This window comes from Pseudomonas sp. Marseille-Q5299, assembly GCF_943737035.1.
Taxonomy (GTDB): Bacteria; Pseudomonadota; Gammaproteobacteria; order Pseudomonadales; family Pseudomonadaceae; genus Aquipseudomonas; species Aquipseudomonas putida_E.
Genome location: NZ_CALSFR010000001.1, coordinates 697,048 through 720,304, shown reverse-complemented (window position 1 = coordinate 720,304; position 23,257 = coordinate 697,048). Strand labels below are relative to the sequence as shown.

Here is a 23,257-nt window from a genome sequence, read left to right as displayed (position 1 = left end):
GGTGTGCTCAGGCCTAGGCCTGAGCTTCAGTGGTCAGTACGCCCTGGCGAATCAGCGCGCCAAGAGCAGGCTCGAGCACGTCGAGCTTCATGGCGAGTCGCCAGGCACAGACGCTACCGATCGCCCCGGGGAGGGAGACGAGCATCTGTTGCTGGGTTAGGACGTCCATCACGGGCTCGCGCCAGTGGGGGAGGAGGGGGAGTGGGCAAGTGTCCATCACCAGTGGCCAGAGCCGGTGGTGTGGGGCTTCATTGCGCTCCAGGAGCGCGAAAGCGAAGTGGTTGGCTTGGTCGGGGGCAGAGGCTCGCCGATCGAACAGCCAGAGGTGCAACATGCTGCCGAACAGCGTGCCGCGGAACTGGCGCGTCGTGCGCTTCTCCAGCAGGTCCTGGTTGGGGAAAACGGGGATGCTTCGACCGTCCACGAGGATGTGGAATTGGTCCAGACCATTCTCTTCCCGGCCAAGCGTGAGCCTGGCGAGGAACTCCTGCAGGGCGGTGTCGCGGCCCCAGGCTGAAAGGAACACGAGGTTTCGCTGCTCGTCGCACACACAAGCGTCGACGTACAGGTCACGGCATTCCTCGATCTGGAACAGGTGTGTTGAATACATGATCGCCTCCGGAGTGAAGGCGTACGCTCCAGAGGGCGTGAACGCCCCCTGGGGTGGTTGGACTATCAGTTGAAAGACTGGGTGATTGGATCGAAAACCTGGGCTTGTTGCTGATGCAGTGGGCCGTGACCTTCGAGGAATATCTGCATACGGTACTGGTCGCGAAGGCGTACAGCGGCCTCGGCTTGCTCCAGTGTGAGCTCCAGCGCTTCGATGAAGAAGTCGATGAGCTCGCCGTCGGTCGATACCTCGTTGTTGGACAGTTGGTCTTCAATGTTGGCGAGGGCTTGCTTGCTCAGGCTTTTGAAAATGGCGTTCATGGTGGTGCTCCAAGTAGGAAAACGGAGCCCCCTGAGGAGGCCCCTCAGGGTGTAGTGGATGTGATTACGACGTTGGCCTGGTTGGTCGACTTAAGGTGAAGTCCTGGTCCAGGTTTGGGTCTTGAAGTCCATGGTGTAACCGAGCTGGTCCAGCCGCGTGCATTGAGCGCGCAGACGTTGCCGGTCTACGGTGGTATCGAGCCTTACGGTCTCGTTCAATGGCCATATCGTGCCGAACAGCTCGGCATCGGTGTCGTCAGCGATCGGTGGCGCCGGCGGATCCATCCCGAAAGGCTGATCCGAGGCGGAGTTGCTGATTGGCGGCTGTGGCCGGGGAGCACTAGGACTCCGACGCTGTGGTGGTGCAGTTTGCGCCCCATCTTCCTCAAGGGGATCAGGGACGTTTGTCGGCAGATGTTCTTCGTCTTCTCGACTGAGGCCAGTGACATCCTCCAGGGTCATTCCCTCGAGCTCTGCCCTGATCTCGACTACGAGTCGACCGCCATGGGAATAGTACGACGGTCGAATCTGCCTGATCGCGAAGTCACCTCGGTACTTGCCCTCCTGGTACTGATCCAGGAGCGCATCTTTGATAGTGAATTCACCGATCGATGTGCTCAGACGACCGACATTGAAAAGCCCAAGGCGGCCGGAGATGGTGCGGATGGCCAGCTGGCCAGTGATGGAGATCATTTGTGCTCCCCGAATAATCAGGGAATACCCAGCGGGTACTCCCGCGAGGTTGGGTTATGGTTCAGCAATCGAAGAGGGGAAGACCTTCAAGCGTGTTGCTGTTGGGATCCAGTACCAGGAATCTCAAGCATGCTTGTGCAGCGAGTGTGAGGACCCGGATGGTTTCTTCAGTGAACCCTTCAGCAGCCTGCATCGCGTGCAGAGTCTGCAGGTCATACCCCCAGTACTGTCCAAGGTGATGGTCAGTCCAGGGCGCGCTCAGGATCTTGAAGCCGATCGCATCGCTGTCGGGTAAGGTGAAACACTCGAAGTGGAGTAGGGTAGTGTCGGCAGTCTCGACAATCGCCTGCAGGTCCATCCAGTCCTCCTCTGGCAGGTGCGCAGAGTTGATCTCGAATGCCTGGCAGTAGCAGTTGGTCACATCTGGGCGATCGTCGCCGGCAATTTGGAAGGGGTTAGGGGAATGTGCCATGGGGCTTGCTCCAGTGAAGAGGGAAGCCACCCCAGAGGGTGACCCCTCTGGGTGAGAAAAATGGCTGAGTCAGGCGGCGTCTGCAGCAGGCTGCAGTTGGATCTGGATATAGGAAGGGGCGTCCTCGGGCGTCACGATTCGCAAAGTGAGGGCAACCCAATCGCGATCACGGCCGATGTGGCGCTTCGTGTACACGCCAAAGGAAAGGTCAGTGGCCAGGGGTTGCTGCTTGAGCTCCTGCCACGCCGATTGCACGACGGTCGCAAGGCGTTGGCTCATCTCGGCCACCCTGGCTGGGTTTTCGAGATAGACCGCTCGCATCCACGCAGCGTTGTCCAAGACAACTGGGAGGGTGAGGTATGCCTCGCTCGAGGCAGAGGGAAAGGTCATGTGAGGACTCCAAAAAAGCGAGGCCTCGTCCGCAGGGATGAGTTCCCCGCGGGTTGGTATAAAGGGGCACTCCATCACCGAGTGATGTGATCGCGCTACCGAGTGCTGAGCGATCTTGGGTGGGTTGGCGCAATGCGCTGGAGCCTTAAACCCGGGCTCCCAAAGGCACTGTCAACGACAGTGAACCAAATCCGAATTCGTATCCCTGGTGGAGGTGTTCAGCTACCAACCAGGTGCTATTTGCTTGGGCTTGCACCTCTCCCGAAGGTTTTATCCGTCGGGATTGGGGTGGGAGAGAATCAGCCCCAGTAAAAGGATATGTCCAGGTAGTGGGCTTTCAGTTGTCGGGTCGCTGCTGCTTCGACCACCAGGTACGCCTGGTTATCAAGTGGAACACCCTGCCGTTCCGCTTCACGCTTAAACATCTCGGCGTGGGGAAACTGCAAAGGCCTTACTTGATCTAACAGCAATCTCAGGCAGATCAGCTTGATTTCAGGCGGATATGCGCTGGTTTCCATCGCCTTCAACCGACACTCAGTTACACGTTCAGCAAACTGCTTTTGGAGGACATCGACACGAATGAAAGCTTTCGGGGTCGAGGGGTGGGTGACGAACAGCACGCCATTGAAGACTTGAGTGGCTTGGGACATGGTGATTCTCCGATGAGGGGTCACCAGCCCGCCCGGGTGATGTACCCGATACGGTTAAGTTAATTGCTACAGATCACTTGGATTCATCAGACCCTGAATGACCCGAAGAATGTGCGTCTCTATGCGGCAGGAAATGAAGGCGCTGAAATCAGCGCCTTGGAAGGGGTTATGCGGCCTGGTGGGCCTCCTGGGAAAGGTCACTACCGAGGTCAGGTTGAGGCTGTTCACCGAACTGGTCGGAGGCTGGCTGTTCCTGATTCAACGGTTGATCCATACCAGGTTGTCCCTGATTGTCAGCTGTTGGAGTGGTGTTTTTCGGCTTCGCTTCGTACACCAGATTGCCATCAACTTTGATCCAGCCGATAAAGAGCAGTCTGCCTTTGAGACTTGCGCCGGCTTGACCTTTCTTCTCGCCTTTCTCATAGGTGAATGCATCAGCCCACATGTCGCCGATACGGAAAGAAACGAGCACTTTCTTACCGGCTTCAACAGCCTGTTGGCAGCGCTTGATGAGGGTTTCTGCTTCTGCGCCGACTGCGTTGCAGTCAATGTAGGTGTATTCGGCGTTGTCTGTCGAACCACGAAGGGCTGCAACAGTTACCGCCCAGAAGGGTTTGCCTTTACCACGAGGCTTCACTTCGCGAATGCGGTTGAGATAACCGATGCCAGTGGTGTGCAGGTCGAAGAATTTGGCTTCGTTGGATTGATTGCTCATTGTGGTTCTCCAGTTTCAATAGCGAAAGCGGAGAAACACTTCGCCCAGGTGGGGAAAGTATTCCCCGCATGGGTTAGATGGTATTGCAAGTTGGGAGGGCTTCCATCAATTCGAAAATTGACCAATCGCTCTACCGGAAGCTTGGCGATTTTGGGTTGATCAACGCCTGAAGGGGCGTGGCAGTCTTTCAGATCATGACTACTCGGGTTTGGGGTGCTGACGACGTCAGCAGCTCACAGGCTCAAGGATGGAAACGGCGAAATACTTTGTCAAGCCCTTGAACAAAAAACCCTCCGGGAGGAGGGTTTGTAGGGGAATCGACGTTCAATGCACTCGCAGAAGCTTCTGGCATTGACGTTTGACATTGGGCCAATCTGCCCAGGCTGCCATACCCAAGCAGAGTACGAGCAGGGATGTCAGCACAACGATACCGAATGTGGTCTGGCTCATGTCAGTCCTCCGGTGTGAGGTAAATACCTACTACCCAGATTACAGCACCTACAGCCAGGGCGAAAGCGGTAAGCAGCCGACTGGTGCTCAGAAAAATGCCTACGAGGGCGGCAGCAACAGCTGTGGTGCCGATCTTGCGAAGGTCGTCCGCTACAGCGGCGCGTTTTTTGGATGCCATGGCTTTCCTTAGATCGCCAGGCCCTCACCTTGCCAGGAAGGGTGCCTGGCACAGGATGGGGAGGGAGAAGGGTTAGATCGCAGCGACTGGGGCTATGAGATCGTTCAGCGAGCCCATACGTGGCTCAGGTGCTTTGCGGTGGGCCGGCTTTCGCTGACGGACACGGCGCTTGGTCGGTGGTACCGGTTTGGTGTTGGTATCGAACCACTGGTTCAGATCAACGCCGCGGCGTGCAAGGGTAGGAACGCGGCAAAGCTCATCCCAGTCGTTTCGAATGGGCGATATGCTCGCGAAATGAGCTACAGGCTGGGCTTGGGCTGGGACCGGCGGAGTTGTCCGTTTCATGGAGCGCAGGAACTCTCGGGTGAGGGTGCCGAGCGCATAGCCAAAACGGAAGCCGGTCGTTGTTGCGGACATTGTGGTCATGGTGTTTCTCCTGCGGTTTGAAATGCGGAGAAACACTGACCCAAGGGGAAGTGATTCCCCACTGGGTTTGCGGAAGGAGCTTCTATCGACGGTTAGTCGACCGGTCGTGCTACCAGAAGCTGAACGACCTTGGGAGGATCACACGTAGAACGTGCAGCAGCTTTACGGATCCGGGCTGCATTGGGCATGTTGCTGACGACGTCAGCAGATCACGGCTTAATAATCGGAGCGGGGAGGGGGTGTGTCAAGCGGCGGGGGATGGAAATGGGGCGGGGAAAGAGAGAAGGCCGACTGGACCAGCCTCGAAAGGCGATCCAGCCGTGTTTTGAAAACAAGTAGAAGGAGCCACCTGTGTCGGAATCGTCGATCCCTGGGCATTGATCGTCTCGATTCTCATCACCTGGCCATTCTCGTGGCTTTGGCCAGCAAACGTGAGGCACGCATCCGCGCACAAAAGGAGCCCGTCTTATCGCCGGCGGGCCACCGGCAGGAGTAGGGATACCCATTGGGTAGCCTGATGGACCTCGCTTGAAGTCCATCAGGCTACCCAAAGGGAAAGAAAAGAGTGGGGCCACATCACCAGTGTGGCCCTTGGAGCTAAGAAGCACCGAACCTCTTGGGACTCTGTATACCTTTGGACTCGATCATCACGAGTTAGACGGCTGCGCGACTAGAGAGAGCAGGGAGGCACAGGGAGAATCACAACCAGATCCGCACGCCCTTCCCGGAGCTATAGCGTGCTTAAGGTTTGGCATTGGGGCGAACCACAATACCTGGGCGCTACTGATGACCGTCAGTAGCCAGCGGGGTTGAACTATTATTGATAGCATTATGTTGCGGGCACCGTACAGATGCAAGCCGATACACCAACACAGGTTCAACTCTAGTTGACCGCTACGATAGCATCCTCCGGTATCACTGATGGCAATGTGAGACTAGTGGTTCCCGCCAGCGGAGAAAAAAGCCTTCCAGAGCGCTTCACGCCTACCGTGATGGACTGAGTGCGCTCGGCTAGCGCAGCAGGTAATCCAGGTGGGGGGGCGCCGGTCACGAACGTGTAGCTTTGGCCAGATACCAAATACGCTGCGATCCCGTCAGGTTTGGTAAACCACCGGGGAAGCGACAGCGATGCGTCTGCAGGAATGCCGCTGAATGTTGGATGTGTCTTTGCGTATTGAGCGGCTGCAGATCTGTAGACAAGGAAGTTTCGACTTAGTGAATCCACAGTCGCGTAATCAGACAGCCGCAGCGATTGCTCCAGATGCTGACTTGATACCCCTATGGCAATCAAAAGGACGGTCAATACTATCCAGTTAAACGACATACGAACCTCTCGTTCGGTGGCTGTCAGGCCGATCGTGGCCGGGCGAAGGTACTAAAAATACTCCAAGCGGGGTTCAGGCTTAGCGCGAATCAGGTATGATGGCTATTGAGTGGCCACCCGGAGTGGCTGCGGTTAACGTTCCAGTAGCGTGTTCTATCTATGGAAATTTTATGAAAGATAGCGTTTGGATGGCTGCTTATTTGACAACGAAAGGGTTGAAGGGTGGCATGTATGCATTTTTTCTCGCTGCTGTTCTAAGTTTTCTTCAGGTGCCCTCAATCTTCGACGCTTGGTTTGATGGCGGAGTTCTGATGCCGCTGTTTGTTGCGTTGAGTGCTGGCGCTCTGTCATTTTTCGTAGCGTCATTCCTCAACGATGAAGAAGATGAAGAGAATGTTAGGGAAAGTAAGCCAGTGGCTGAGCAGCAAGGTCACTATCCCTAGGTATTACAATTAATTCAAGATGCGCATAATGGTGCTTTCTGAGAGTTTATGTGGTTATTTGGGGCAGCACATAGCATACATGCTTCCAGCCCAAAGATAGGGCATGCATTGAAACTCGGAAGGATTTATTAATGCACCAATAACTTTACCGTTAGGTAGGTTATTGACGTGCCATTTGACCGCGCCTGCCGTGACCCATATATCGCTTGACATGCCTGTGCGTGGCCACTGCATGGATGTGCTTTCGCCGATACCGCATTGAGAAATATCAAATTTACTCTTTGACTCAGTCCAGACGCCAGCTTGGCAAGACAGTGTGAGTCCTGCAGAGTTTTTGGCGATGAGCTTGCTATCATTACAGGCTGCGCCTGCTGTCGCCAGTCCGCCTATAGAGAGGTATTCATTTGTGGAAAGACGGGCACTGGCGGTGATAGTGCCGTTAGAAACCACCTGCCCTGCGACCACAGCCCCTCCCGTCGCTAGGCCTTTGTTGTTGTAGATACGTACCCAGTCCGGATCCGACTGGTAGATGCCTCCGCCCCACTTTTCGTTGTACCAGCCAGTGTCACCACGTGATCTGAACCAGCCACCCGTATAGGTTTCCCCAGTGATGTTCGCGGTGGCTGCCGTCACGGTATTTGTCGCCGTCACGTTGCGAGCACTAACGTCGGCACTGGTTGTCACATTTCCAGACGCAGTGATGGCAGCTGCGTTGTTGATATTGTGGCCTCCGATGCTGAGGTCGGTGTTCATGCTGTTCAGCTCGGGGTGGCCCGGCACCGCATTGCGATACAGATAGTCATTGGCGAGCTGGCCATCCATTAGAAACAGGGCGCTTGCGGTATGGCCGGCGCCGGGGTTGATGGCGTAGTTGCTCAGGGTCACTTGCCAGCCACCGCGCACCCCCTGAATTAGATTGGTATTGCTTGAAGAAATGAAGCCTCCCGGGCCACCCAGGTTTTCTGCAATTGTTCGAATGCCAAGCTCCGATATGGCCTGGCCACCGGTGGTGAGAACGATTGCTTCCAGCTGGTTGGCATTCGGCTTGCGAGCTAGCCCGACGATCGTCTGGCCAAACCCATTGGTGTCAGTGAACCCGGCCGGCAGGAAGTTCGTGTTGCGAAGCATGGGTACTGTGATCTGCACCGGATTCGTAGCGGTGGCGCTCGCCAGCACAGTACTGAAGTTGTCTTTGAGGTACTTGCTGACTGCGTCTGCGACCGCCCTCTGCTTGTCTGCAGCGATCCTGAAGTCCTGGGCGTCCATCTGCTTGATGATCCACACGGAGCCCAGGGTGATGAGCACAGAGAGCACGAGCAAAGCCATGACGGCATCGACGCTAAGCATCCCCGCCTGATTGCGTTTATTGATCATTCCAGAGGCTCCTGGAGGATTGGTTGGCGATGTCTTGCTCAAGCATCTGCAGTTGGCCGACACGGATCTTTTCGCGGATACCAGGTGCGTCCGGTCCAACCAGAGACAGGCATTCAAGTTTCAGTCGCTTGAAGCCAGATGCGTCGGGGATCAGGGCCTGGTGGATTACGGCGATGAGTCCTTGAGCCAGTAAGTCTTTCGCATTGGGGATCAGTGGCTGTGCCAGCGAGGCCAGTCGCTCAATGCCTTTGGTGGCGCTGCCGGCATGCCCGGTGCAGATGATGAAATGACCATTGATCGAAGCCTGGACAACTTGCGCGGCTGTCGGTGTATCGCGCACTTCACCCACCATTAGAATCTCTGCGCGCGTTCTTAGCGCACGTATCAACGCCTCCTCGTATCCACCTTGGCGACGGGATACAGGAATCTGGATGCAGCGCCCAAGCCCATGCTCGCCATGCAGCAGAGGCTCAGGAGGATCCTCGACGGTTAACCCCATTCCCCCTAGCTCCTGGAGCCTTGCAGCGACCATCGAGGCTGCACTTGAGGTCTTGCCGGAGCCCATTTCACCGCAGATGAAAATCAGCCCCCGGATGCCAGGGTTGAACAGGCTTTTATAAAGTTCATCAGGTAGCCCGATATCGTCCAGCGGGAGAATCTGAACCACAGACCTGCTCAGTACAAAGAGCGATTGAGCGTGGAGATCCTGAAGCTGAGTGACTCGGTAAACCGCACCTTCAAAAATAAGCGAGAACTCGGGCTCTTGCGTTTTGTTGAAGTGCTCTTGGCAACGCTCGCGCAATTGATCAATTTCGACTCCCCATTCGTGAGGCGCAGGAACACGAGTGGGCTGCCCAGGCAGCCCCTTCACGTCCGCGAAACCGTCGCCGAGGTAGAGGTCGACGAAGTTGGCTTCGGAGATGGCGCTCACACGCAGCTCCTTCAATAGGTGGTCCAGGTCATGGTGTTTGTATTGCTCGAGCAGCTGGTGGTTGCTGCAGTCGCCAACACCTCACCCGTGGTTGCTGTTCCCCCATTGATAGTGGTCGTGGTTTGCTTGTCTTTGGCCACTTTGGTTGCCAAGGTGATGCATGCGCTCTTCGGAACGTTGGCTTCGGAGATAGTGAAAGTCATGCCGTTACTGACGACCGTCACGGCACCGTTCCATTGGTTCAACAGGGTGGTGCCGGAAATTCCCATCGATCCGGTACCCTCGATATTGATCAGAGAAGTCACCAGGCTTTGACCAGAAGCCCCGTAGCCAGTGGAACCTTTAAGTTTCTTGGTATTAGCAATCAGAGTGCTGATGTTGCTTTGTTCAATGGCGACATCGGAATTACCGATCATCCTCCAGCTCATCCAGACGATGAAACCGAGCGCTACAGCGATCAGCATTAACCAGAAAACACCGTCAATCGAGAGGAAACCTGCCTGTGTACGTTTGGCACGAGTTACCATGCTTGTTACTCCTTGGTTACTGTTTAAAAGCTGGTTGAGTCCATTACGCTTCCGGCCATCTGGAAGATCCCGACAACCACTAAGATCATCAGGACGCCCATGCAGACCGAGGACATGGCGATCAGGAATGTGGAGGTCGCACCAACGCGGATGAGGGTTTGTTCCAGCCACCGATTGGCAAAACGCTCCATGGACTCGGCAAATCCCCTTCGTGTTGCCAAGACTTCCAGGTAGTGGATGGCCATCGCATCGGGGAATTGATGTCCAGCGAGCTTCAGCGCTTCGCCGAAGTTTTTGCCTGAGCTGACGCCGTAGTGAATGGCGTCGAGCCTTTCACGGAGCCAGGGTGGAGCGCTCCTGTTTAGAATTGCTAAGGCATCCAGCTGATTGATGCCGGTACGCAACATGACCGACATGTTCAGCAGGAAAATCGAGCCGTGCAGAACCTTGTACAGAGACCAGGGAGGGAATGACTCAACGCGCAGGCGCGCGACTTGCAGAGTCCTGCTCACTTGGACTTGCCAGGTTGGGCTATCAGGTTTGATCTTGAGCCCGCAAAAGACGGGGAGTGTTGCTACAGCCATGACGATTACCGCCAGCAGGCTGATCAGGAGTACCAAACCGTATTGGGTGACGAAGTTCGACAGGTGGTAGAGCAGCGCGGGGACACCCGTCCAGCTCTCTGGATCTGATCGCCTTGTCATGGAAGGGACCATCCACAGGGCAATGACATACAAAAGCGCCCACATCAGGCTCCAGGTCAACGATGGGAGTGCAACTACCGATCGGACCAGCCGGCTGATTCGCTGGCGAATCTCAATGATCCGCACGCAATCACGAAACGCCTGCACCAAGTTCCCGGTTTCTTCTCCCGTCTCGATCAGTGACGCTTCATCGTAAGGGACGTGAGCCCTGCAGGAGTGCGCGAGGGACTTACCTCCACGCACCGTCATCGCGATCTCGCCGCAGATGATCGATACCGGATGCAGCTCCTTGCCGTTATTGCTAAAGGCTTTTTCAACCGTCTCCAGAGCGACCTCGATCGGGATGCCATCCTCAAGCACGCCCATGAGGCTCTCATAGAACTGGACGCGCTCCTTCTTACCAAATTGTTTGGCATAGAAGGTTTCGACCCATCCTCGGGACGCCTCTTTCAAGCCAGCGCGAAAGTCTTGGAGGGCATCAAGCATGGGAGAGCTCGACTAACTGGCGGTCAAAATCGAGCGGGCCAATAATGGTCTCAGCGTGCCGAGGATCGATGATTCCCGTTTCGATCTTTGTGATGGCATGAGCAATCTTGGTAATGCCCCCCATCTCCTTTACCCAATGCCTACGCGCAGCGCTGGCACCTCTTTCCGAGAAGACACCCATGAACTGCAGGTCGGTGAGCAACACCTCACCTACCACGGTTCGATCGACGACACCGAGTTGTCTACAGCATGAGCAGCCTTCGCCGCGCAGATTGACCTGATCGACGATCCCCAGTTGTTCCAGGCGAGAAAGTAGACCAGAAGTAATCGAGCTGAGGCTCTCAGACAATGGAACGCGACATGAAGGACAGAGAACTGGAAGAAGTGACTGATTGATGATGCCGGTGGTGAGGGCAGGATCCGTCACCAGGTACTTGGGCACCCCCATGTCAATCAGACGCTGAAGGGAAGCGACAGCGTTGTTCGTGTGCAACGTCGACCAAACCTGGTGCCCCGTCATGCCCCCGCTGTACGCGGCCTGAGCAGACTCAACGTCCCGCAGTTCTCCGTACATTAGGATGTCTGGGTCCAGGCGGACTGAGTTTTTAATTCCGTGGTTCCAAGTCTCACCGCTACTCAAGGGTGATTGATTGGCTTTCAGCGGATACTCAGGGGGATCCTCGAGGGTCAGAATGTGCCTCGTACCCTGCGTCTCGTCGTGGAGCAGATTCAAGTTCACCTGCAGGGATTTTGACTTTCCGGAACCAGTCGGGCCGGTGATCAAGTTCACCCCATATGGCAGACTGCGAAGACGCGCGTACTGGTCGATTTGCGCCGGCAAGAAGCCCAAGTCTTCAAGCGTCATCTTTCTTTGATCGTCGTAAAGAAGACGCATGACCATCAGCGGACCGTCGACGAGCGGACGCGTAGCTACCCTGGCTCCGAATAGCCCAAGCTGTTGCACGAATTCCCGACCAACGCGCGCGTCTTGTGCGATCTGCGGTTGGTAGTGATCTTTGGTGACGTCACACATGCTGTTGTAGAGCGCTGAACATAGCTCCAGACCGACGAGACTTGACTCCTGGCGCGCCTCCCAGAGCAGTCCATGTAGGCGGTAGAAGATCTTCGAGATGTCATGGCCGACGACAATGTGAACGTCACTGGCCCCACGGCGATGGGCATCGCCCAGTATCTGCAAGGCATGAGCCTGACGGTCGGTGTCGACTTGTGCTAGCCCAGCGCCGGTTTGGGCGGAGGTTTGGTAAAGCGCTTTGATGTCCGTCATCGAGCACGTCGAGATCCTATAGTCGAACTCTGCATGGTCGAGTTGATCCATAAAGGCCATCACCCAAGGATCAGTCTGGTGCTGGGTTGACACATGAAGTGTGCCGTCTTCGGTCAGTGCACAGAAAAGGCGTAGTTCGGGCTTGACCTCGAACCTGCCCCCAGGAGCCGTCAAGACGGCGTAGGCTGGGGCGAACAAAGCGGCTGGGGCGGCGTCAGCCGAAAGGCTGTCGATGGGACTTGGAGCTGTAAGTATGGTCACTGGGCGCTACCTCAGGGCTTGGTTTGAAACATGCCCGGCATGACATTTGCCGGCTGAGTGAGGGCAGGGGGCTGGATGGCTACCGATGGGGCCTGCGCAGAAAACCCCAAGGGAAATCGCTTGCCCTGCCGCTCTAGCGTCACTCCGTCCAGCGTGATCTGAGCAACGCGATAGCCTCCAGGCACCACATGGCCGATGAGGGCATCAATCTCGATACCGCTGCTATAGAGCAGGGTCGCCTGCATCTTGCGAGCTGAGCCCGTGACGGCCTTGATCACAGGGAGATCTAAGGTGGCAGCTGCTTTGCTTTCAGTGGGCAGGTATTGAGTAGGCTGAGGCGCAGGAAAGGGATTGCTTACCCCATTGGTTACTGATTGAGCCGATGGCTTTGATTCGCCCTTCATCTCTCGCTCGGCCTTGGCTCGTTCGGCCTTGGCCTTAAACAAAATTGTCTCGCTCTGTACCTTCCCTAGCTCGCCAATGCTGATGCCAGACAATTCCGAAGGGGTCGCGAAGGCATTCGTAGCGAACGCCGCGACGATCAAGAGGCCCACGGCGTTATTTCGCATACAGATCACCTGTCACAGTCCACATCAAATGGTTGGCCTGATACTCAGCCTTGATTTCGCGCAACCTCAGCCCCTGGACGGGTACGTCCGTGAGCGAGTCGTGCGGTAGCACACTTGTGCTGTACTTCAATTCAAACTGCCTCCACTCAGGGGGCGGAGGCGGGGGAGGAGCCGGTTGTCCTGGCAGGGCGGGCTCTTGGGGCACGGCAACGGGCACTTCAGTGAGCGTCGGTTCTTGAGAAAATCGATGAAGCGAAGACGTCAAGTTCGCAGTTGCTTCGGCTACGTTCAGCAGTGGTTCGTCACCTGCTGCAGGCAGAGATATCGCGTAAGGCAGCGTCGCGGAATTACCCTGGTTAAAGAATGCAGGGGGACCCGAGAAGACACCCTTTGTGGCGGAGATGAGATCAGCAGCAGTACTGTTGCCTGTGCGGTTGTAGGTGGTCAAAACCTGGGAGCCGTCGCATACAGAGTCAGCATAAACCCAGCCATCGATGCTGGGGGGCAGCCAGTAGATGACCTTGCTGCAACCGTCCACAAAGTCTCCGACCGAGGGACGTTTTGCCCAAGGGTGCTCCAATGCTTGTGCAGGCTGAGTGCTGCCACTCTCCCGCTCCAGCCTGGCGAGTTCTTCGAGTCGCTTCTGCTCGGCCGCCAACCGTTTCTCCAGCTCAACCTGGTCCTGGTAGGCGCTCCACTGCGACCAACCGATAAGCCCTGCTGTAACAACGATTCCTGCGATTGCTAGCTGGGACAGCTCTGCTCTGGATAGCCCGAACACCAATGGACGTAGTCGATACTCGCGCTTGAGCTTCGACGGCTGGAGCAGCTCATCGACATCGAGTGGTTTGCCCCCCATGTCGAATTCGGTGGGCAAATACCACTCTTCAAACTCAATCCCGCGGCTGCGCTGTTGCGCCACTCGGCGGCGGATTTCGACTTCCGAGCCAATTACGTCACAGCCAGGGATGATGCCGCCCTTATAAACAGCGACGAGCGCGTATCGATCTTCGTCCGGGTTCACTCGCCACGCGGCTATCCAGGACTCACCGAGCTGCCCAGCCAGAGTCGAGGCAAGGGAGTACATCCCTTTGGTCACACCATCGGTACGAGCAACGAAGCCGGCCTGGATAATTCGCGGGTTACGTCGAATCGTGACGATATCGAGCTTGTTGTCCTTACCGAACTGGCGAGCTTCCTTCATGTGGCCAGTCACGCTGCCCAGCGGGTGCCAGCGCAATCCGGTGACGAACGCTCGGCCCCGGTGGTGCAGGATCTGTACCCGTGAGGCGCGTGGCAACTGAGTTTCAGTGCTCATTGTTGGCACCTCAAAGAACCTTGCAGACGCTAATTGGCGGCCTGCAGTGGTTGCGGGAGGCGGGAGCGGCACCATTCAAGCTGAACTGAGGGCTGCTGAGGGGGTAAGGAATGCTCCAGTTGCTGGACAGGCTGTCGGGTAGAACGATCGGCGTTACCAGTACGACCATGGAGCTATGTGTGGTAGCGCGCTTGCGGCCGCCTCCCAGGCCAAAGAAGCTGGCACTTCCTACACCACTCTTGTCGGCGTTCTCACTGTTCTCATCGAACCCGGTGAGGACGAGTGTTTCACCGCTGCGCAGCCGCACCTTGGGGGCAACGTTCTTGGTGTCATAGTCAGTGGTCTGGATCTTCGATTCATTGCTTTCGAAGTCCTTGAAGGTGGGCTTGCTGCTGATGCTTAACGTGATCATCAGCAGCATGTTCTCTTTGTCCAGGAGCTTCGGCAGCAACATCATGTTGAAGCCACTGGTGATGGTTGCCGGCGTCAGGGCAGTGCTTGAACCTACCGAGGCAGTGGTGGTGGTTGAGCTCGAGGCGACGTAGCTTTGAACGTTACCGATCTGGATGGGCGCGGGTTGCAAGTTGAGTGTTGTGACCGAAGGAGAGCGGACCTCCGACACCCGGCCTTGCTCCGACAGGGCTTGGAGGACGGCTTTCGAGCCAGCCCACGGCGAGCTGGACGTGTCGAGAATGCTGCCGGTTGCAGAGATCGCCTCGGAGCTGATGCCGGCAACGGTGTTGCTGAGTCCAAAACCCCATTTGCCGGAGATCGATTTGTAGACGGCGCTCCAGTTGATGGCTGTCTGATCGCTGTCGGTGAAGTTCACTTCATAGACCTTGACGTTAAAGAGCACCTGCCGCGTGATGCTGCGGTTGGTGTCCTTGAGGTAGGCCGCGATACGGTTCAATACGTCAGGACGATCGCTGACGGTGAGCGAACCGGTGGAGCGCGAAAGCGACAAGCGCCCGGGCGGTTGTACGCTGAGCATCGCGCGCACATCGTTCTCGATGTCGGTCATCAACGATGTCTTGTAGGTCGACTTGGTGCTCTGGTTGCTCCCAGATTCCCCTGTGGCGCCCGAGGAGCTGGACGAGCCGGTATCTCCGCTGCCTGTCGAGGTCAGCAGGCCGGACTTCACCGTGCTCTCGATTTCCAGGACATCGCCGAAGGTCCACACATCGAAGGTGCGCGTATCAAAGTAGGTGATCCGCACGCCTCGTAGTTCCTGGTCAAAGTGCCAGGACAGGCCGAGCTGAGAGGTCGCCTGGTTGAGGAGACCGGATACTTTCCCTGAGTACTTGAGGCCCGAGATCAAACTGCTGGAGCTAATGCCGAGGTCGAAGGTGGTCGTACCAACATAGCCACCCATCACCGAACTTGGCATGAGGCCGGCCAAGCTGTCGGGGTTTGCTGCAGGAGGCGTTGGCTGGCCCGCTTTGTCCGACTTCCCAGGCGACAGAATTGCCGGGTTGATTGCATCAGGTGCCACGATTACCGGCAGGCCTGTTTCCTTGGTGATGTACTGGGCCAGCTGAGAAATCGAGACAGCCCCTGCCGGGCGATATGCGATGTCGGCATCGAGCGCGAAGGGAAGCCCACGCTTGCTCACCAGCGGCTGCGTCGACACCCACGGCTTGTTGCTGAAAACCACGGTTTCACGAGTCTGTTGAGGCTGCTGATTCTGCAGGTACTTGGTGTATTGCCCTGCAGTTCGCCCTTCATATTCCGAGCGGTCAAATGACTCGTTCACGCGCTGCAGCGCGCAGCTGGTCAACATTGCCATGGCAATCGGCGTCAGGGCCCAGCGTGCCCAAGCGGACTTGGTCATTTCTTTTTCCTCTCAGCTACGTGCAGGACGCTCTGCGCCCCCTCGCTACCGTCGACCACGAAGGGTCGAGGAGCGTTGTCGTAAAGTGGGAACAGTTGCTTGATGGCTTCCTGGAACGAGCCTTCGAAGTGCAGCGGTGCCTCGATCGGATAGTTGAGGTCTTCCTGGGCCCAGACCACGCGCCACCGGGCTTTCTTGGCCCATTCCTCAACGCTATCGCGCAGGGTTGATCCAACTTCGGCCGTCCATACCTGGGGCAGCGGCCGGGGGGCGGGCTTGACCTCGATGGCCGGGGTCGCCACTGCTGTAGTGGTCACGGCAGCCGCTGGCTTGGATGCTGCAAGTTGGTTGGGCGCTTTCGGTGCTGGGGACGCAGGTGTCGAAGGTTTAGCCGCGGTGGTTACCATCTCAGCCGGGATAGAGCCATCCTTGGCGGGTGCCACTGGGGGGAGCGCGGGAGCCACTGGCGCTGGGGCTGCGACAGCGGGCGTAGTCGTGGAGATGGGGGCGGGAGTAGGCACTGCGGCGACGACTACGCCTGGCGTCGAGGCCGGTGTAGCGGAGCTGATTCCAGGAGCCCGCGCTTTGTCGGCGTAGAGCTGGCCTGCCGGCGTCGACGGGGTTGGCAATTGGTAACCGGGGCGAAGCACGAAGCACACCTGGCGGTTCACTTCATCGATTTTCACCTGCCAGGCTGGGCCGGCGAGGACCTGGAGGGTATTGCGCAGCGTCATCGGGCCAAGTTTGTACTGGGCTGCCGGTAGAGGTCGGGTGTACAGGATGTTGACGTGCTGCGAGCTGGGCGGGCAGAGGGCGTACCCTGATCGGTCGACAACGTAGAGCATGGCATCCCGAACGCTCGGGTTCATGCTGGACGGAATGGTCACGTCGATGATCTGTGCCATCAGGTCGCGCTGGCTCGCATCGGGTTGGGTGCTCACCAAGGTGTAGCGGCCATACCGAACGACTGGTTCCTTCTCCGGACTTGCACCGTTTGGGTAGATGTCCGGAGACAGCCATTCGGGATTACGGCTGCTATCGAACGCCGGCTTCGGCGGCTGCTCAGCCTTCTGAATCGCACAACCAGCAACGAGTGCGGCGAGCGAGAGAGTGGTCAACTGCCTGATCATGAGGCCCCCTGTAGTCATTGAGGGCACGGTGACAGCCAGCAGATTCTCATGCAGCAGGAAATCAATATCACACAGGGTTAGAATTTCCGGCGCGGTTGATGGAACGCAAGTAAGTTGCTACTTGGGGCGCCGAGGTTGGCCTGACCTCGGACTGGAAAAGATCAACCACTTACGAGACGCACTGCTTCGACCTCGGCATGCGGGCCCTCAGTCGCTGCACTGGATGAGCTCACTTGGTGGGCTGTGGGATGGTTACGCCGATAACGGCACTTGGGCCGCATTTCTGCTGAAGAATTGCCGTCGGCCAGTGGATCAGAGCTCACGCATCCGGTTGGCCAGTGACATGGTAATCCCGACTCTGTGGTCGAAAAGCAGCATACTCAACAGCCTCGGCATGATCGGGGAGGGGCGTGAACTCGGCGCGTTCGTGCAGGATCCAAACCATAGCGTGACCCTGATGCAGCCGTTAAACATAGTTTGGGTCAACGGCGGTAACCATTCGATCGCCCAAGGCATTCTGGGCGGGGAAGGGGTGCACGTACCTGATGATGTTTATGACGTTACCGAGATCATCAGGGGAGTGCGTTTTGATGGCGAATGTTGGGTCTGTCGGAAGACCGGCGAGAAGTATGGTTCACCAATCTACGTTGAATTCGGATGGGCCTGGGAGATCGCACGCTTGCTGGTCGACCTCCCACGCGAATCTACTGGCTGATGGTCGCGGCGAGCATAGCCTTGGCCAAGGCGTCCTGCTGCTCTTCCGGCTCAATGAGCTCCAAGCTGACTTGGCGCTTCGCTAGGAGCATCTGCCAGAGCTGCTGATCGATGCTGTTCTCCACAAGGGGGATCTTCACGATCACCGTCCTGAGCTGACCATTCCGGTACGCCCGGTCCTCGGCCTGATCCTGTTGTCCGGGTGTCCAGGGCAGGCCCAGGAAGAAGACGTAGTTGGCGGCCGTGAGGTTGTTGCCGGTACCGGCTGCTTGGGTGGTGCAGATGAAAGCCCTGCAGTCGGGATCGCCCTGGAACTTGTCGATCGCCTTCTGGCGCTTGGTGAGTGAGTCACTGCCGACCAGGGTGACGTTCCCGATACCGGCTGCAACGCACAGCTCCTTGAGGCGCGCGACGGTGGGTTTGAACTCGCAGAACAGGATGACCTTGTCTTCGGGGTCCAGCTCGCCCAGCAGGTCCATAGCGACTCTGACCTTCACCTGTTCCAGGTAATGGCGAAGCGCGCCGAGCCTGGCAAAGATGGGCCTGTCCTCAAGGCGAATGCTGTCGTACTTCTTCCGCTCCTCCAGCCCCATCGCCACGGGCAGCAACTGCCGGTGTTTACCCTTGAGCCCGGGCAGAACGTCTTTACGCCGGCGAAGCATCCAGTCGCCCAGTTCTGCCCGGAGGTTTTGCCGGAACTCTGGGCTGCCGGCGAAGCGTTCGCAGAAATCGCTGAGGGGCAACTGGCCGACTGGGTGCCCCGATAGACGTAGCAGGGTGTGCAGCTCCGTCTCGCGATTGAGGACAGGCGTGCCTGTCAGTAGATAGCGATTCGGCACCTTGGCTGCGATATCGAAGCCATGGCGTGTACGCTCGGCAGTCGGCTCCTTCAACTGGTGCGCCTCGTCGACCACTAGAACGTGGTAATGCTCAGCCAGCAGCACGTAGTCGCCGAGGCGCTCGTAGTTGATCAGCATCCATTGGACCAGCGGGTCGTGCTTCTGCACAGCGACTGTCGCGTCGGGGTAGACCGCCAGGATTTCGCGCTGCCAGTTGATCAGCAAGGAGGAAAGGGTCACCACCAGGATCGGGCGACCGGCTGCACTGATATGCGCCGCGATGATGGCCTGGCGCGTCTTGCCGAGGCCCATATCATCAGCCAGCAGTGCGCTGGTGCGCTGGAGCAGGTGAGCGATGCCAGCAGGCTGGTGATCGAGCAGGGAATAGCCGACCAGGGCCTGGGCGATCGTGGCATCAGAGAACTCGGTGCGTTCGATCGGCGAGACGGCAGCGAGGTAGATGTCGTTGGAGCTCTCCTCATCGCTGGCGGCTGTCGAGGGTTCCTGAGGAGCACCGCCCAGGCTGATGCGAGGAATGTCTGCTGCTGGAGTCACAGAGCCATCGCCCAAGAGCTCCTGTACAACGTCCAAGATCTCGAACTGATCCTCTACAAGGCCGAGCTCCAGGACCAGGTTGCTGCGCAGGATCTCGGCGGTGGCGTTGACTCGCCACGAGCTGGATTTGCCCAGGAACACTCCCCGCATCCGGCGGGCCACTGCAACGACTCCAGGATGATAATCTCCGGACAGCAGCACACCGCCGTCGGCCAACGGGGCAATTCGCAGCAGCATTCCGGAGATGAAAGCGTCTCGGCGTGGGTTGGCCAGTGCGCTCTCGATCTTCTGGCGGAATGCCTGCCATGACTCACTGATCTTGCCACCGGCCAGCTCGATTAGCTGGTGGTACACGAGGTCCAGCTCATCGATGAACTTGGCCTTGGGCACGCGCCAATAGCGGTAGAGCGGGTGGTCGCCACGGCGGATGAAGAATCCGCTACGGGCGAGCATGACCTTGTTCGCTCCTTCGATGTAGGGCATGAGAATGCCCATGTCGTAGCCGTCAAACACAGCGGCTTCGAGCAGCACTGGTTGGGTATTGAGTAGGCGTGGCCGTTTCAATTGGCGTCCGCGCTCTTGGGCTTCATCGGCACTGTTTGGTCGAGGTGGTAGGCCGCGACCCAACGGGTTAAGAGCACCGAGCCGTGGAGTGATCCTCCCTGGCCACTGATTACATATGCAGCTGGTTCTGCGCCCTTCGGCACACGTCTGCGTTCCTGCTTCCAGTACCCGAGGGTCTTGATGTCGTCAGGTTGTAACGGCCAGCATGACTCACCTGGTCGGGACTCATAATGGGGGATCTTCGGATTGTTCGCCTGCTCGGCCTTCAGCCGATCAATGACGTTCTTGGAACGAGCCACAAGCACCTCCGGGAGGATGAGTAGTCAACACGTCATCATTCAAGGTGCACCTGCCCGCACCCGTAAGAGCGAGCAGATTGGCAGCTGGAGGAAAGCGGCTACAGGAGAAATGGATTACCGCCCCCGAAGCATTTCGGCTACATGCCCCTGGGCTTGGATATATCCGGCTTGCCGCTCACCGAGGGGTAGCTCACACGGCAGTTGTTCACCTTGTACCCGGTGCATCCCCAGAAGTCGTAACCCCCATCACCGTGCTTCTGGCGGCGCGCCAGTGGCATTCCGCACTTGCCGCAGGAATGGCCGCCCTGGCTGCCTGATGGAGCTTCAGGCAAACGCGCCTTCATCGCCACTGTGGGCGCCTGGCGGAGGGCTGCGAGCTCCGTCTGGAGATGCTGAAAGAACTTGGCGACCACCGAGCCATACTGCTCCTCCCCCCGTGCGATTCGGTCCAGGTCCTTCTCCAGCGTGCTGGTGAACGCCAGCTCGACGAAGCTGAAGCGGCCCTCCAACTGGTCGATGGTGCTCACCCCCAACGGGCCAGGGACCAATTTGCGCTTCTCCTCAATCACCAGGCCTTTGCCGGTGATGTTCTTGATGATCGATGCAAACGTGCTGGGGCGTCCGATCCCCAGTCGCTCTAGCTCCTTGATCAGGCTGGCCTTGGTGAAGCGTGCAGGCGCCTTCGTCTTCTGGTTCAGCACCTCACCCTGAAGCACGCTGAGGATCTGCTTGGGCTCGAGCACCGGTACCGGATTCTTGGGGATGTCGGTCGACTCTTCATCCGTTTCGTCCTTCTGCAAAAGCTTCATCCAGCCGAGATAGGCGACAGTGCTGCCAGTCGCGGCGAAGCGCAGAGGCCTCTGATCCGGCCCCCTGGCCAGCAGTTTGGCCATGCGCACGTCGTAGATGGCGTCTGCGAGCTGGCTGGCCAGCGCCCTGACCCGGATGAGCTTGTACAGCGCTTGCTCATCAGCAGACTCGCCTGCGACTTCATCCTCCCACGCGGTTGGCGCAATTGCGGGGTGACCTTCCTGGGCGCTATCCGCAGCCTTGAACGTCCGGCGCTCGTCAACAACGTCGAGTCCTTGTCTGCGAGCCACTGCCTGGATATCTGGCATGGCTTCATCGGCCAAGTTGGGGTTATCCGTCCGGTGATAGGTGATCACGCCCTGCTCGTACAGGCGCTGCGCGACCTGCATGGTTTTGTCCGGGTCCCATTTCAGCGCTACGCTGGCCGCCTGCTGCAGCGTGGATGAAATGAATGGTGGGGGTGGCGGGCGCCGCTTTTTGCCGTCTTCACATGACTCGACAATAACCGCGCGCGTTGCGGCAACCCTTGCCGCGAGTGTGCCGTCCTGAATATAGGGGTTTTCTTTGCTCGCGAAGTCGGGGATCGGTTGCCATACGGCAGTCCAGTCCATACCGGTGGTTTCGTCCTTGAAGGTCAGCTCTACCCCGAAGTGGTGGACCACCTTGAAGTTCCTGATCTCTCGCTCGCGCAACACCACCAGGTAGAGGGCAGGTGACTGAACTCGACCAGCGGAGGTAGGTTGGCCCAGGACTCTGCGAAGCTCCTGCGTGACCAGGTAGCCCACCAGGCGGTCCAGCACTCGCCGGCACTCTTGTGAGGCAACGAGTTGCCCATCAATTCTCCGCGCATTGGCCAGGCCCTCTCGTACTCTGGCTTGGGTGATCTCATTGAACGTGACTCGCTTGTACTCGCGGATCCCCAGCGCCTGCTGTATGTGCCAGGCGATACTTTCCCCCTCCCGGTCCGGGTCGGTGGCGATGTACACCTCCGTGGCGTCCTTGAGCGCTTTGCGAATGGTGCTGACGTTGCGGGCACTCTTGGGCAGGATCTCGTAGACCGGACGCAGAGTCTTCAAGACGCCGGTTGTGATCATCGTGTCGTCCTGACCCGATTGGGGGAGATCACGGATGTGGCCACCAGATGCCACCACCACCCAGTGCTCGCCAGGGCGGATCTTCTTCATCATGGGCCCAAGCTTCTTCAGCTTGCCCGGTGCCTCGATGATCATGAGTTTCATAGGGTGCCCCTGCACAGATAAATCAGGGAGCACTCTTGCCGCCGACCGGGGACGGCACAACGCGAAATGGTCAACTGGAAGGGAGGGAATTCGGTAGGGCTCAGGCCCACGGAGGAAGGGTCAAAAATTGAGGGTGAGCTGCTGGGCGCGCTTGTACCCTTTCAACCAGGAGGCAAGCATGGCCGGGTGCTTGTAGGGGCAGGCATATATGGGCAGCCCTTTCTCGGCGGCTTCAACCCCAGCAGCCTACACCGCAGGATGGGGGTTATTGAACTGGCGCCTGTCCGCTTTTCGCTCCTGGGCATCTTCGTTCTGCATCGATTGTTCCTCATCAGCGCCACTGTTCACGCCGGGCGAGTCACGCCTCAAACGACCTGGCCATCAGCAACTCCCCGACAAGGGCGTTTTTTACGACCCTCTGGCTCACTTCGATACAAATTAGCAGCCGTAGAGCGGAGATGCCTTCAGGAAGTGGGAATTTACCAACGCTGGCATTTCAAATGTGCCCCTGACCTGGGCAAGCGCTGCTTGCAGCGCCCCTTGGGCTACGAGTTCGCGTCCTCGTCGTAGGAGCTTCACGAGCTGCGGCCGCAACAGAAGGTCCTTGTCGCCGGTAATGTGAGGCATCAGACGCCAGGTTCTGAGGAAGGGACAGCGACGATCCGTCCTTGTCTCCGGAAACTTCACGAGTGGCGCGCCTGAAAATAGCCCCCACGCCAATGCCCGTGTGCCACAGCTAGTGGGGAATCATGCTTGAGCGATAGAGTGCCGTCCATGCCAGCAGCGTCGTGCTGGGGTTCTCCAGTGCGGCACGAACCATCACCTCAGCGTGTTGACCTATGATGTCGCAAACTGCCTGCCCAAGTCGAAGGAGCTCAGCTTTCACTCCTGCATCCCGGGCCTTGGTCGCAAACTCATACTCCTCGGCCTGCCCACACTCAAAGGTGGCATTGAACCGGAGGCGAAGCATTTCGATGGACTTCACCTCGGCCTCGGGCAGTAGGATGGTTTCGCCGTCGTAAAAGACTTGGCGAACGCCTTCGAGAGCTTGCACGGCTTCCATGTAGCGCGAGGAGTCTACCGTCGCTTTGACGGATGGATATTCCGGGTAGTCGGGGTGCATGGGGCGTTACCTCGAAGCGGAAAGAGGT

25 protein-coding genes and 1 pseudogene are annotated in these 23,257 nt (G+C 57.9%); 2 read left to right on the top strand and 24 right to left on the bottom strand.

Features of this window, described 5'->3' with window-relative positions; all coding sequences use genetic code 11:
• Positions 1–13: 13 nt before the first annotated feature.
• The 10 genes from NGJ21_RS03280 to pilM all read right to left on the bottom strand — a co-directional run bounded on the left by NGJ21_RS03280 (position 14) and on the right by pilM (position 6,228).
• Complete coding sequence (locus NGJ21_RS03280; protein ID WP_251961813.1) at positions 14–610, bottom strand: hypothetical protein; 597 nt, start codon at positions 608–610, stop codon at positions 14–16.
• A 65-nt stretch (positions 611–675) separates the two neighbouring features.
• Positions 676–930 carry a hypothetical protein gene (locus NGJ21_RS03275; RefSeq protein ID WP_251961812.1) on the bottom strand — a complete coding sequence of 85 codons (255 nt, stop codon included), beginning with the start codon at positions 928–930 and terminating at the stop codon, positions 676–678.
• A 90-nt stretch (positions 931–1,020) separates the two neighbouring features.
• Positions 1,021–1,623 carry a DUF3275 family protein gene (locus tag NGJ21_RS03270; protein ID WP_251961811.1) on the bottom strand — a complete coding sequence of 201 codons (603 nt, stop codon included), beginning with the start codon at positions 1,621–1,623 and terminating at the stop codon, positions 1,021–1,023.
• A 61-nt stretch (positions 1,624–1,684) separates the two neighbouring features.
• Positions 1,685–2,095 carry a DUF5983 family protein gene (locus NGJ21_RS03265; RefSeq protein ID WP_251961810.1) on the bottom strand — a complete coding sequence of 137 codons (411 nt, stop codon included), beginning with the start codon at positions 2,093–2,095 and terminating at the stop codon, positions 1,685–1,687.
• Between the two features lie 69 nt (positions 2,096–2,164).
• Positions 2,165–2,485: a hypothetical protein gene (locus NGJ21_RS03260; RefSeq protein ID WP_182336824.1), complete on the bottom strand. Its 321-nt coding sequence runs from the start codon at positions 2,483–2,485 to the stop codon at positions 2,165–2,167.
• 299 nt (positions 2,486–2,784) lie between these two features.
• The gene (locus NGJ21_RS03255; protein ID WP_251961809.1) at positions 2,785–3,135 is read right to left on the bottom strand and encodes a hypothetical protein; all 351 of its coding nucleotides are present in this window, start codon (positions 3,133–3,135) and stop codon (positions 2,785–2,787) included.
• Positions 3,136–3,301: 166 nt separating this feature from the next.
• Positions 3,302–3,850, bottom strand: coding sequence for an STY4534 family ICE replication protein (locus tag NGJ21_RS03250; RefSeq protein ID WP_182336821.1), 549 nt, complete (start codon positions 3,848–3,850; stop codon positions 3,302–3,304).
• Between the two features lie 451 nt (positions 3,851–4,301).
• A complete protein-coding gene (locus NGJ21_RS03245) occupies positions 4,302–4,478 on the bottom strand; it encodes a hypothetical protein (RefSeq protein ID WP_251961808.1) in 177 nt (58 codons plus the stop codon).
• 72 nt (positions 4,479–4,550) lie between these two features.
• Positions 4,551–4,904, bottom strand: a complete 354-nt coding sequence (locus NGJ21_RS03240) for a hypothetical protein (RefSeq protein WP_251961807.1) — start codon at positions 4,902–4,904, stop codon at positions 4,551–4,553.
• Between the two features lie 883 nt (positions 4,905–5,787).
• Positions 5,788–6,228 carry a type IV pilus biogenesis protein PilM gene (pilM, locus tag NGJ21_RS03235; RefSeq protein ID WP_251961806.1) on the bottom strand — a complete coding sequence of 147 codons (441 nt, stop codon included), beginning with the start codon at positions 6,226–6,228 and terminating at the stop codon, positions 5,788–5,790.
• A 170-nt stretch (positions 6,229–6,398) separates the two neighbouring features.
• Between pilM and NGJ21_RS03230 the strand changes: the two genes are divergently transcribed.
• Positions 6,399–6,671, top strand: coding sequence for a hypothetical protein (locus NGJ21_RS03230; RefSeq protein ID WP_251961805.1), 273 nt, complete (start codon positions 6,399–6,401; stop codon positions 6,669–6,671).
• A gap of 54 nt (positions 6,672–6,725) precedes the next feature.
• Here the strand turns inward: NGJ21_RS03230 and pilV are convergent, their stop codons facing one another.
• From pilV to pilL2, 9 genes are all read right to left on the bottom strand, one after another.
• A complete protein-coding gene (pilV, locus tag NGJ21_RS03225) occupies positions 6,726–8,045 on the bottom strand; it encodes a shufflon system plasmid conjugative transfer pilus tip adhesin PilV (RefSeq protein WP_237861096.1) in 1,320 nt (439 codons plus the stop codon).
• Complete coding sequence (locus tag NGJ21_RS03220) at positions 8,035–8,976, bottom strand: ATPase, T2SS/T4P/T4SS family (protein ID WP_237861098.1); 942 nt, start codon at positions 8,974–8,976, stop codon at positions 8,035–8,037. The genes pilV and NGJ21_RS03220 overlap by 11 nt, the downstream gene beginning before the upstream one ends.
• Positions 8,977–8,987: 11 nt before the next feature.
• A complete protein-coding gene (locus NGJ21_RS03215) occupies positions 8,988–9,503 on the bottom strand; it encodes a type 4 pilus major pilin (protein WP_177010862.1) in 516 nt (171 codons plus the stop codon).
• 23 nt (positions 9,504–9,526) lie between these two features.
• A complete protein-coding gene (locus NGJ21_RS03210; protein ID WP_251961804.1) occupies positions 9,527–10,693 on the bottom strand; it encodes a type II secretion system F family protein in 1,167 nt (388 codons plus the stop codon).
• Entirely contained in the window at positions 10,686–12,029 is a 1,344-nt protein-coding gene (locus NGJ21_RS03205) for a GspE/PulE family protein (protein ID WP_251961803.1), read from the bottom strand. Before NGJ21_RS03205 ends, NGJ21_RS03210 begins: the two co-directional genes overlap by 8 nt.
• A gap of 221 nt (positions 12,030–12,250) precedes the next feature.
• Entirely contained in the window at positions 12,251–12,808 is a 558-nt protein-coding gene (gene pilP / locus NGJ21_RS03200) for a type IV pilus biogenesis protein PilP (protein WP_251961802.1), read from the bottom strand.
• Positions 12,798–14,126 carry a type 4b pilus protein PilO2 gene (gene pilO2 / locus NGJ21_RS03195; RefSeq protein ID WP_251961801.1) on the bottom strand — a complete coding sequence of 443 codons (1,329 nt, stop codon included), beginning with the start codon at positions 14,124–14,126 and terminating at the stop codon, positions 12,798–12,800. Before pilO2 ends, pilP begins: the two co-directional genes overlap by 11 nt.
• Before the next feature lie 10 nt (positions 14,127–14,136).
• Complete coding sequence (gene pilN, locus NGJ21_RS03190) at positions 14,137–15,957, bottom strand: PilN family type IVB pilus formation outer membrane protein (RefSeq protein WP_251961800.1); 1,821 nt, start codon at positions 15,955–15,957, stop codon at positions 14,137–14,139.
• Positions 15,954–17,087, bottom strand: coding sequence for a PFGI-1 class ICE element type IV pilus protein PilL2 (pilL2, locus tag NGJ21_RS03185; protein WP_251961799.1), 1,134 nt, complete (start codon positions 17,085–17,087; stop codon positions 15,954–15,956). The genes pilN and pilL2 overlap by 4 nt, the downstream gene beginning before the upstream one ends.
• A 223-nt stretch (positions 17,088–17,310) precedes the next feature.
• Between pilL2 and NGJ21_RS03180 the strand changes: the two genes are divergently transcribed.
• A complete protein-coding gene (locus NGJ21_RS03180; protein ID WP_251961798.1) occupies positions 17,311–17,802 on the top strand; it encodes a DUF6710 family protein in 492 nt (163 codons plus the stop codon).
• On the opposite strand, the gene NGJ21_RS03175 is transcribed toward NGJ21_RS03180, so the two are convergent.
• The 5 genes and pseudogenes from NGJ21_RS03175 to NGJ21_RS03155 form a co-directional block, all read right to left on the bottom strand.
• A complete protein-coding gene (locus NGJ21_RS03175) occupies positions 17,792–19,759 on the bottom strand; it encodes a DEAD/DEAH box helicase (protein ID WP_251961797.1) in 1,968 nt (655 codons plus the stop codon). The two genes, NGJ21_RS03180 and NGJ21_RS03175, sit on opposite strands and share 11 nt — an antisense overlap.
• On the bottom strand, positions 19,756–20,058 hold the full coding sequence (locus NGJ21_RS03170) for a hypothetical protein (protein WP_251961796.1): 303 nt from the start codon (positions 20,056–20,058) through the stop codon (positions 19,756–19,758). The genes NGJ21_RS03175 and NGJ21_RS03170 overlap by 4 nt, the downstream gene beginning before the upstream one ends.
• 137 nt (positions 20,059–20,195) lie before the next feature.
• The gene (locus tag NGJ21_RS03165; RefSeq protein ID WP_251961795.1) at positions 20,196–22,106 is read right to left on the bottom strand and encodes a DNA topoisomerase; all 1,911 of its coding nucleotides are present in this window, start codon (positions 22,104–22,106) and stop codon (positions 20,196–20,198) included.
• Between the two features lie 120 nt (positions 22,107–22,226).
• Positions 22,227–22,424: pseudogene (locus tag NGJ21_RS03160) on the bottom strand (CrpP family ICE-associated protein).
• 418 nt (positions 22,425–22,842) lie between these two features.
• A complete protein-coding gene (locus NGJ21_RS03155) occupies positions 22,843–23,229 on the bottom strand; it encodes a hypothetical protein (protein ID WP_251961794.1) in 387 nt (128 codons plus the stop codon).
• Positions 23,230–23,257 lie beyond the last annotated feature (28 nt).

Coding starts and splice junctions, on each gene's coding strand:
- NGJ21_RS03210 (WP_251961804.1), bottom strand. CDS start 10,693: ATGCTTGATGCCCTCCAAGACTTTCGCGCTGGCTTGAAAGAGGCGTCC.
- NGJ21_RS03155 (WP_251961794.1), bottom strand. CDS start 23,229: ATGCACCCCGACTACCCGGAATATCCATCCGTCAAAGCGACGGTAGAC.
- NGJ21_RS03245 (WP_251961808.1), bottom strand. CDS start 4,478: ATGGCATCCAAAAAACGCGCCGCTGTAGCGGACGACCTTCGCAAGATC.
- NGJ21_RS03165 (WP_251961795.1), bottom strand. CDS start 22,106: ATGAAACTCATGATCATCGAGGCACCGGGCAAGCTGAAGAAGCTTGGG.
- pilN (WP_251961800.1), bottom strand. CDS start 15,957: ATGACCAAGTCCGCTTGGGCACGCTGGGCCCTGACGCCGATTGCCATG.
- NGJ21_RS03250 (WP_182336821.1), bottom strand. CDS start 3,850: ATGAGCAATCAATCCAACGAAGCCAAATTCTTCGACCTGCACACCACT.
- NGJ21_RS03280 (WP_251961813.1), bottom strand. CDS start 610: ATGTATTCAACACACCTGTTCCAGATCGAGGAATGCCGTGACCTGTAC.
- NGJ21_RS03205 (WP_251961803.1), bottom strand. CDS start 12,029: ATGGATCAACTCGACCATGCAGAGTTCGACTATAGGATCTCGACGTGC.
- NGJ21_RS03240 (WP_251961807.1), bottom strand. CDS start 4,904: ATGACCACAATGTCCGCAACAACGACCGGCTTCCGTTTTGGCTATGCG.
- NGJ21_RS03215 (WP_177010862.1), bottom strand. CDS start 9,503: ATGGTAACTCGTGCCAAACGTACACAGGCAGGTTTCCTCTCGATTGAC.
- pilO2 (WP_251961801.1), bottom strand. CDS start 14,126: ATGAGCACTGAAACTCAGTTGCCACGCGCCTCACGGGTACAGATCCTG.
- NGJ21_RS03275 (WP_251961812.1), bottom strand. CDS start 930: ATGAACGCCATTTTCAAAAGCCTGAGCAAGCAAGCCCTCGCCAACATT.
- NGJ21_RS03260 (WP_182336824.1), bottom strand. CDS start 2,485: ATGACCTTTCCCTCTGCCTCGAGCGAGGCATACCTCACCCTCCCAGTT.
- NGJ21_RS03180 (WP_251961798.1), top strand. CDS start 17,311: ATGAGCTCACTTGGTGGGCTGTGGGATGGTTACGCCGATAACGGCACT.
- NGJ21_RS03270 (WP_251961811.1), bottom strand. CDS start 1,623: ATGATCTCCATCACTGGCCAGCTGGCCATCCGCACCATCTCCGGCCGC.
- NGJ21_RS03255 (WP_251961809.1), bottom strand. CDS start 3,135: ATGTCCCAAGCCACTCAAGTCTTCAATGGCGTGCTGTTCGTCACCCAC.
- NGJ21_RS03230 (WP_251961805.1), top strand. CDS start 6,399: ATGAAAGATAGCGTTTGGATGGCTGCTTATTTGACAACGAAAGGGTTG.
- pilL2 (WP_251961799.1), bottom strand. CDS start 17,087: ATGATCAGGCAGTTGACCACTCTCTCGCTCGCCGCACTCGTTGCTGGT.
- NGJ21_RS03265 (WP_251961810.1), bottom strand. CDS start 2,095: ATGGCACATTCCCCTAACCCCTTCCAAATTGCCGGCGACGATCGCCCA.
- pilM (WP_251961806.1), bottom strand. CDS start 6,228: ATGTCGTTTAACTGGATAGTATTGACCGTCCTTTTGATTGCCATAGGG.
- pilP (WP_251961802.1), bottom strand. CDS start 12,808: ATGCGAAATAACGCCGTGGGCCTCTTGATCGTCGCGGCGTTCGCTACG.
- pilV (WP_237861096.1), bottom strand. CDS start 8,045: ATGATCAATAAACGCAATCAGGCGGGGATGCTTAGCGTCGATGCCGTC.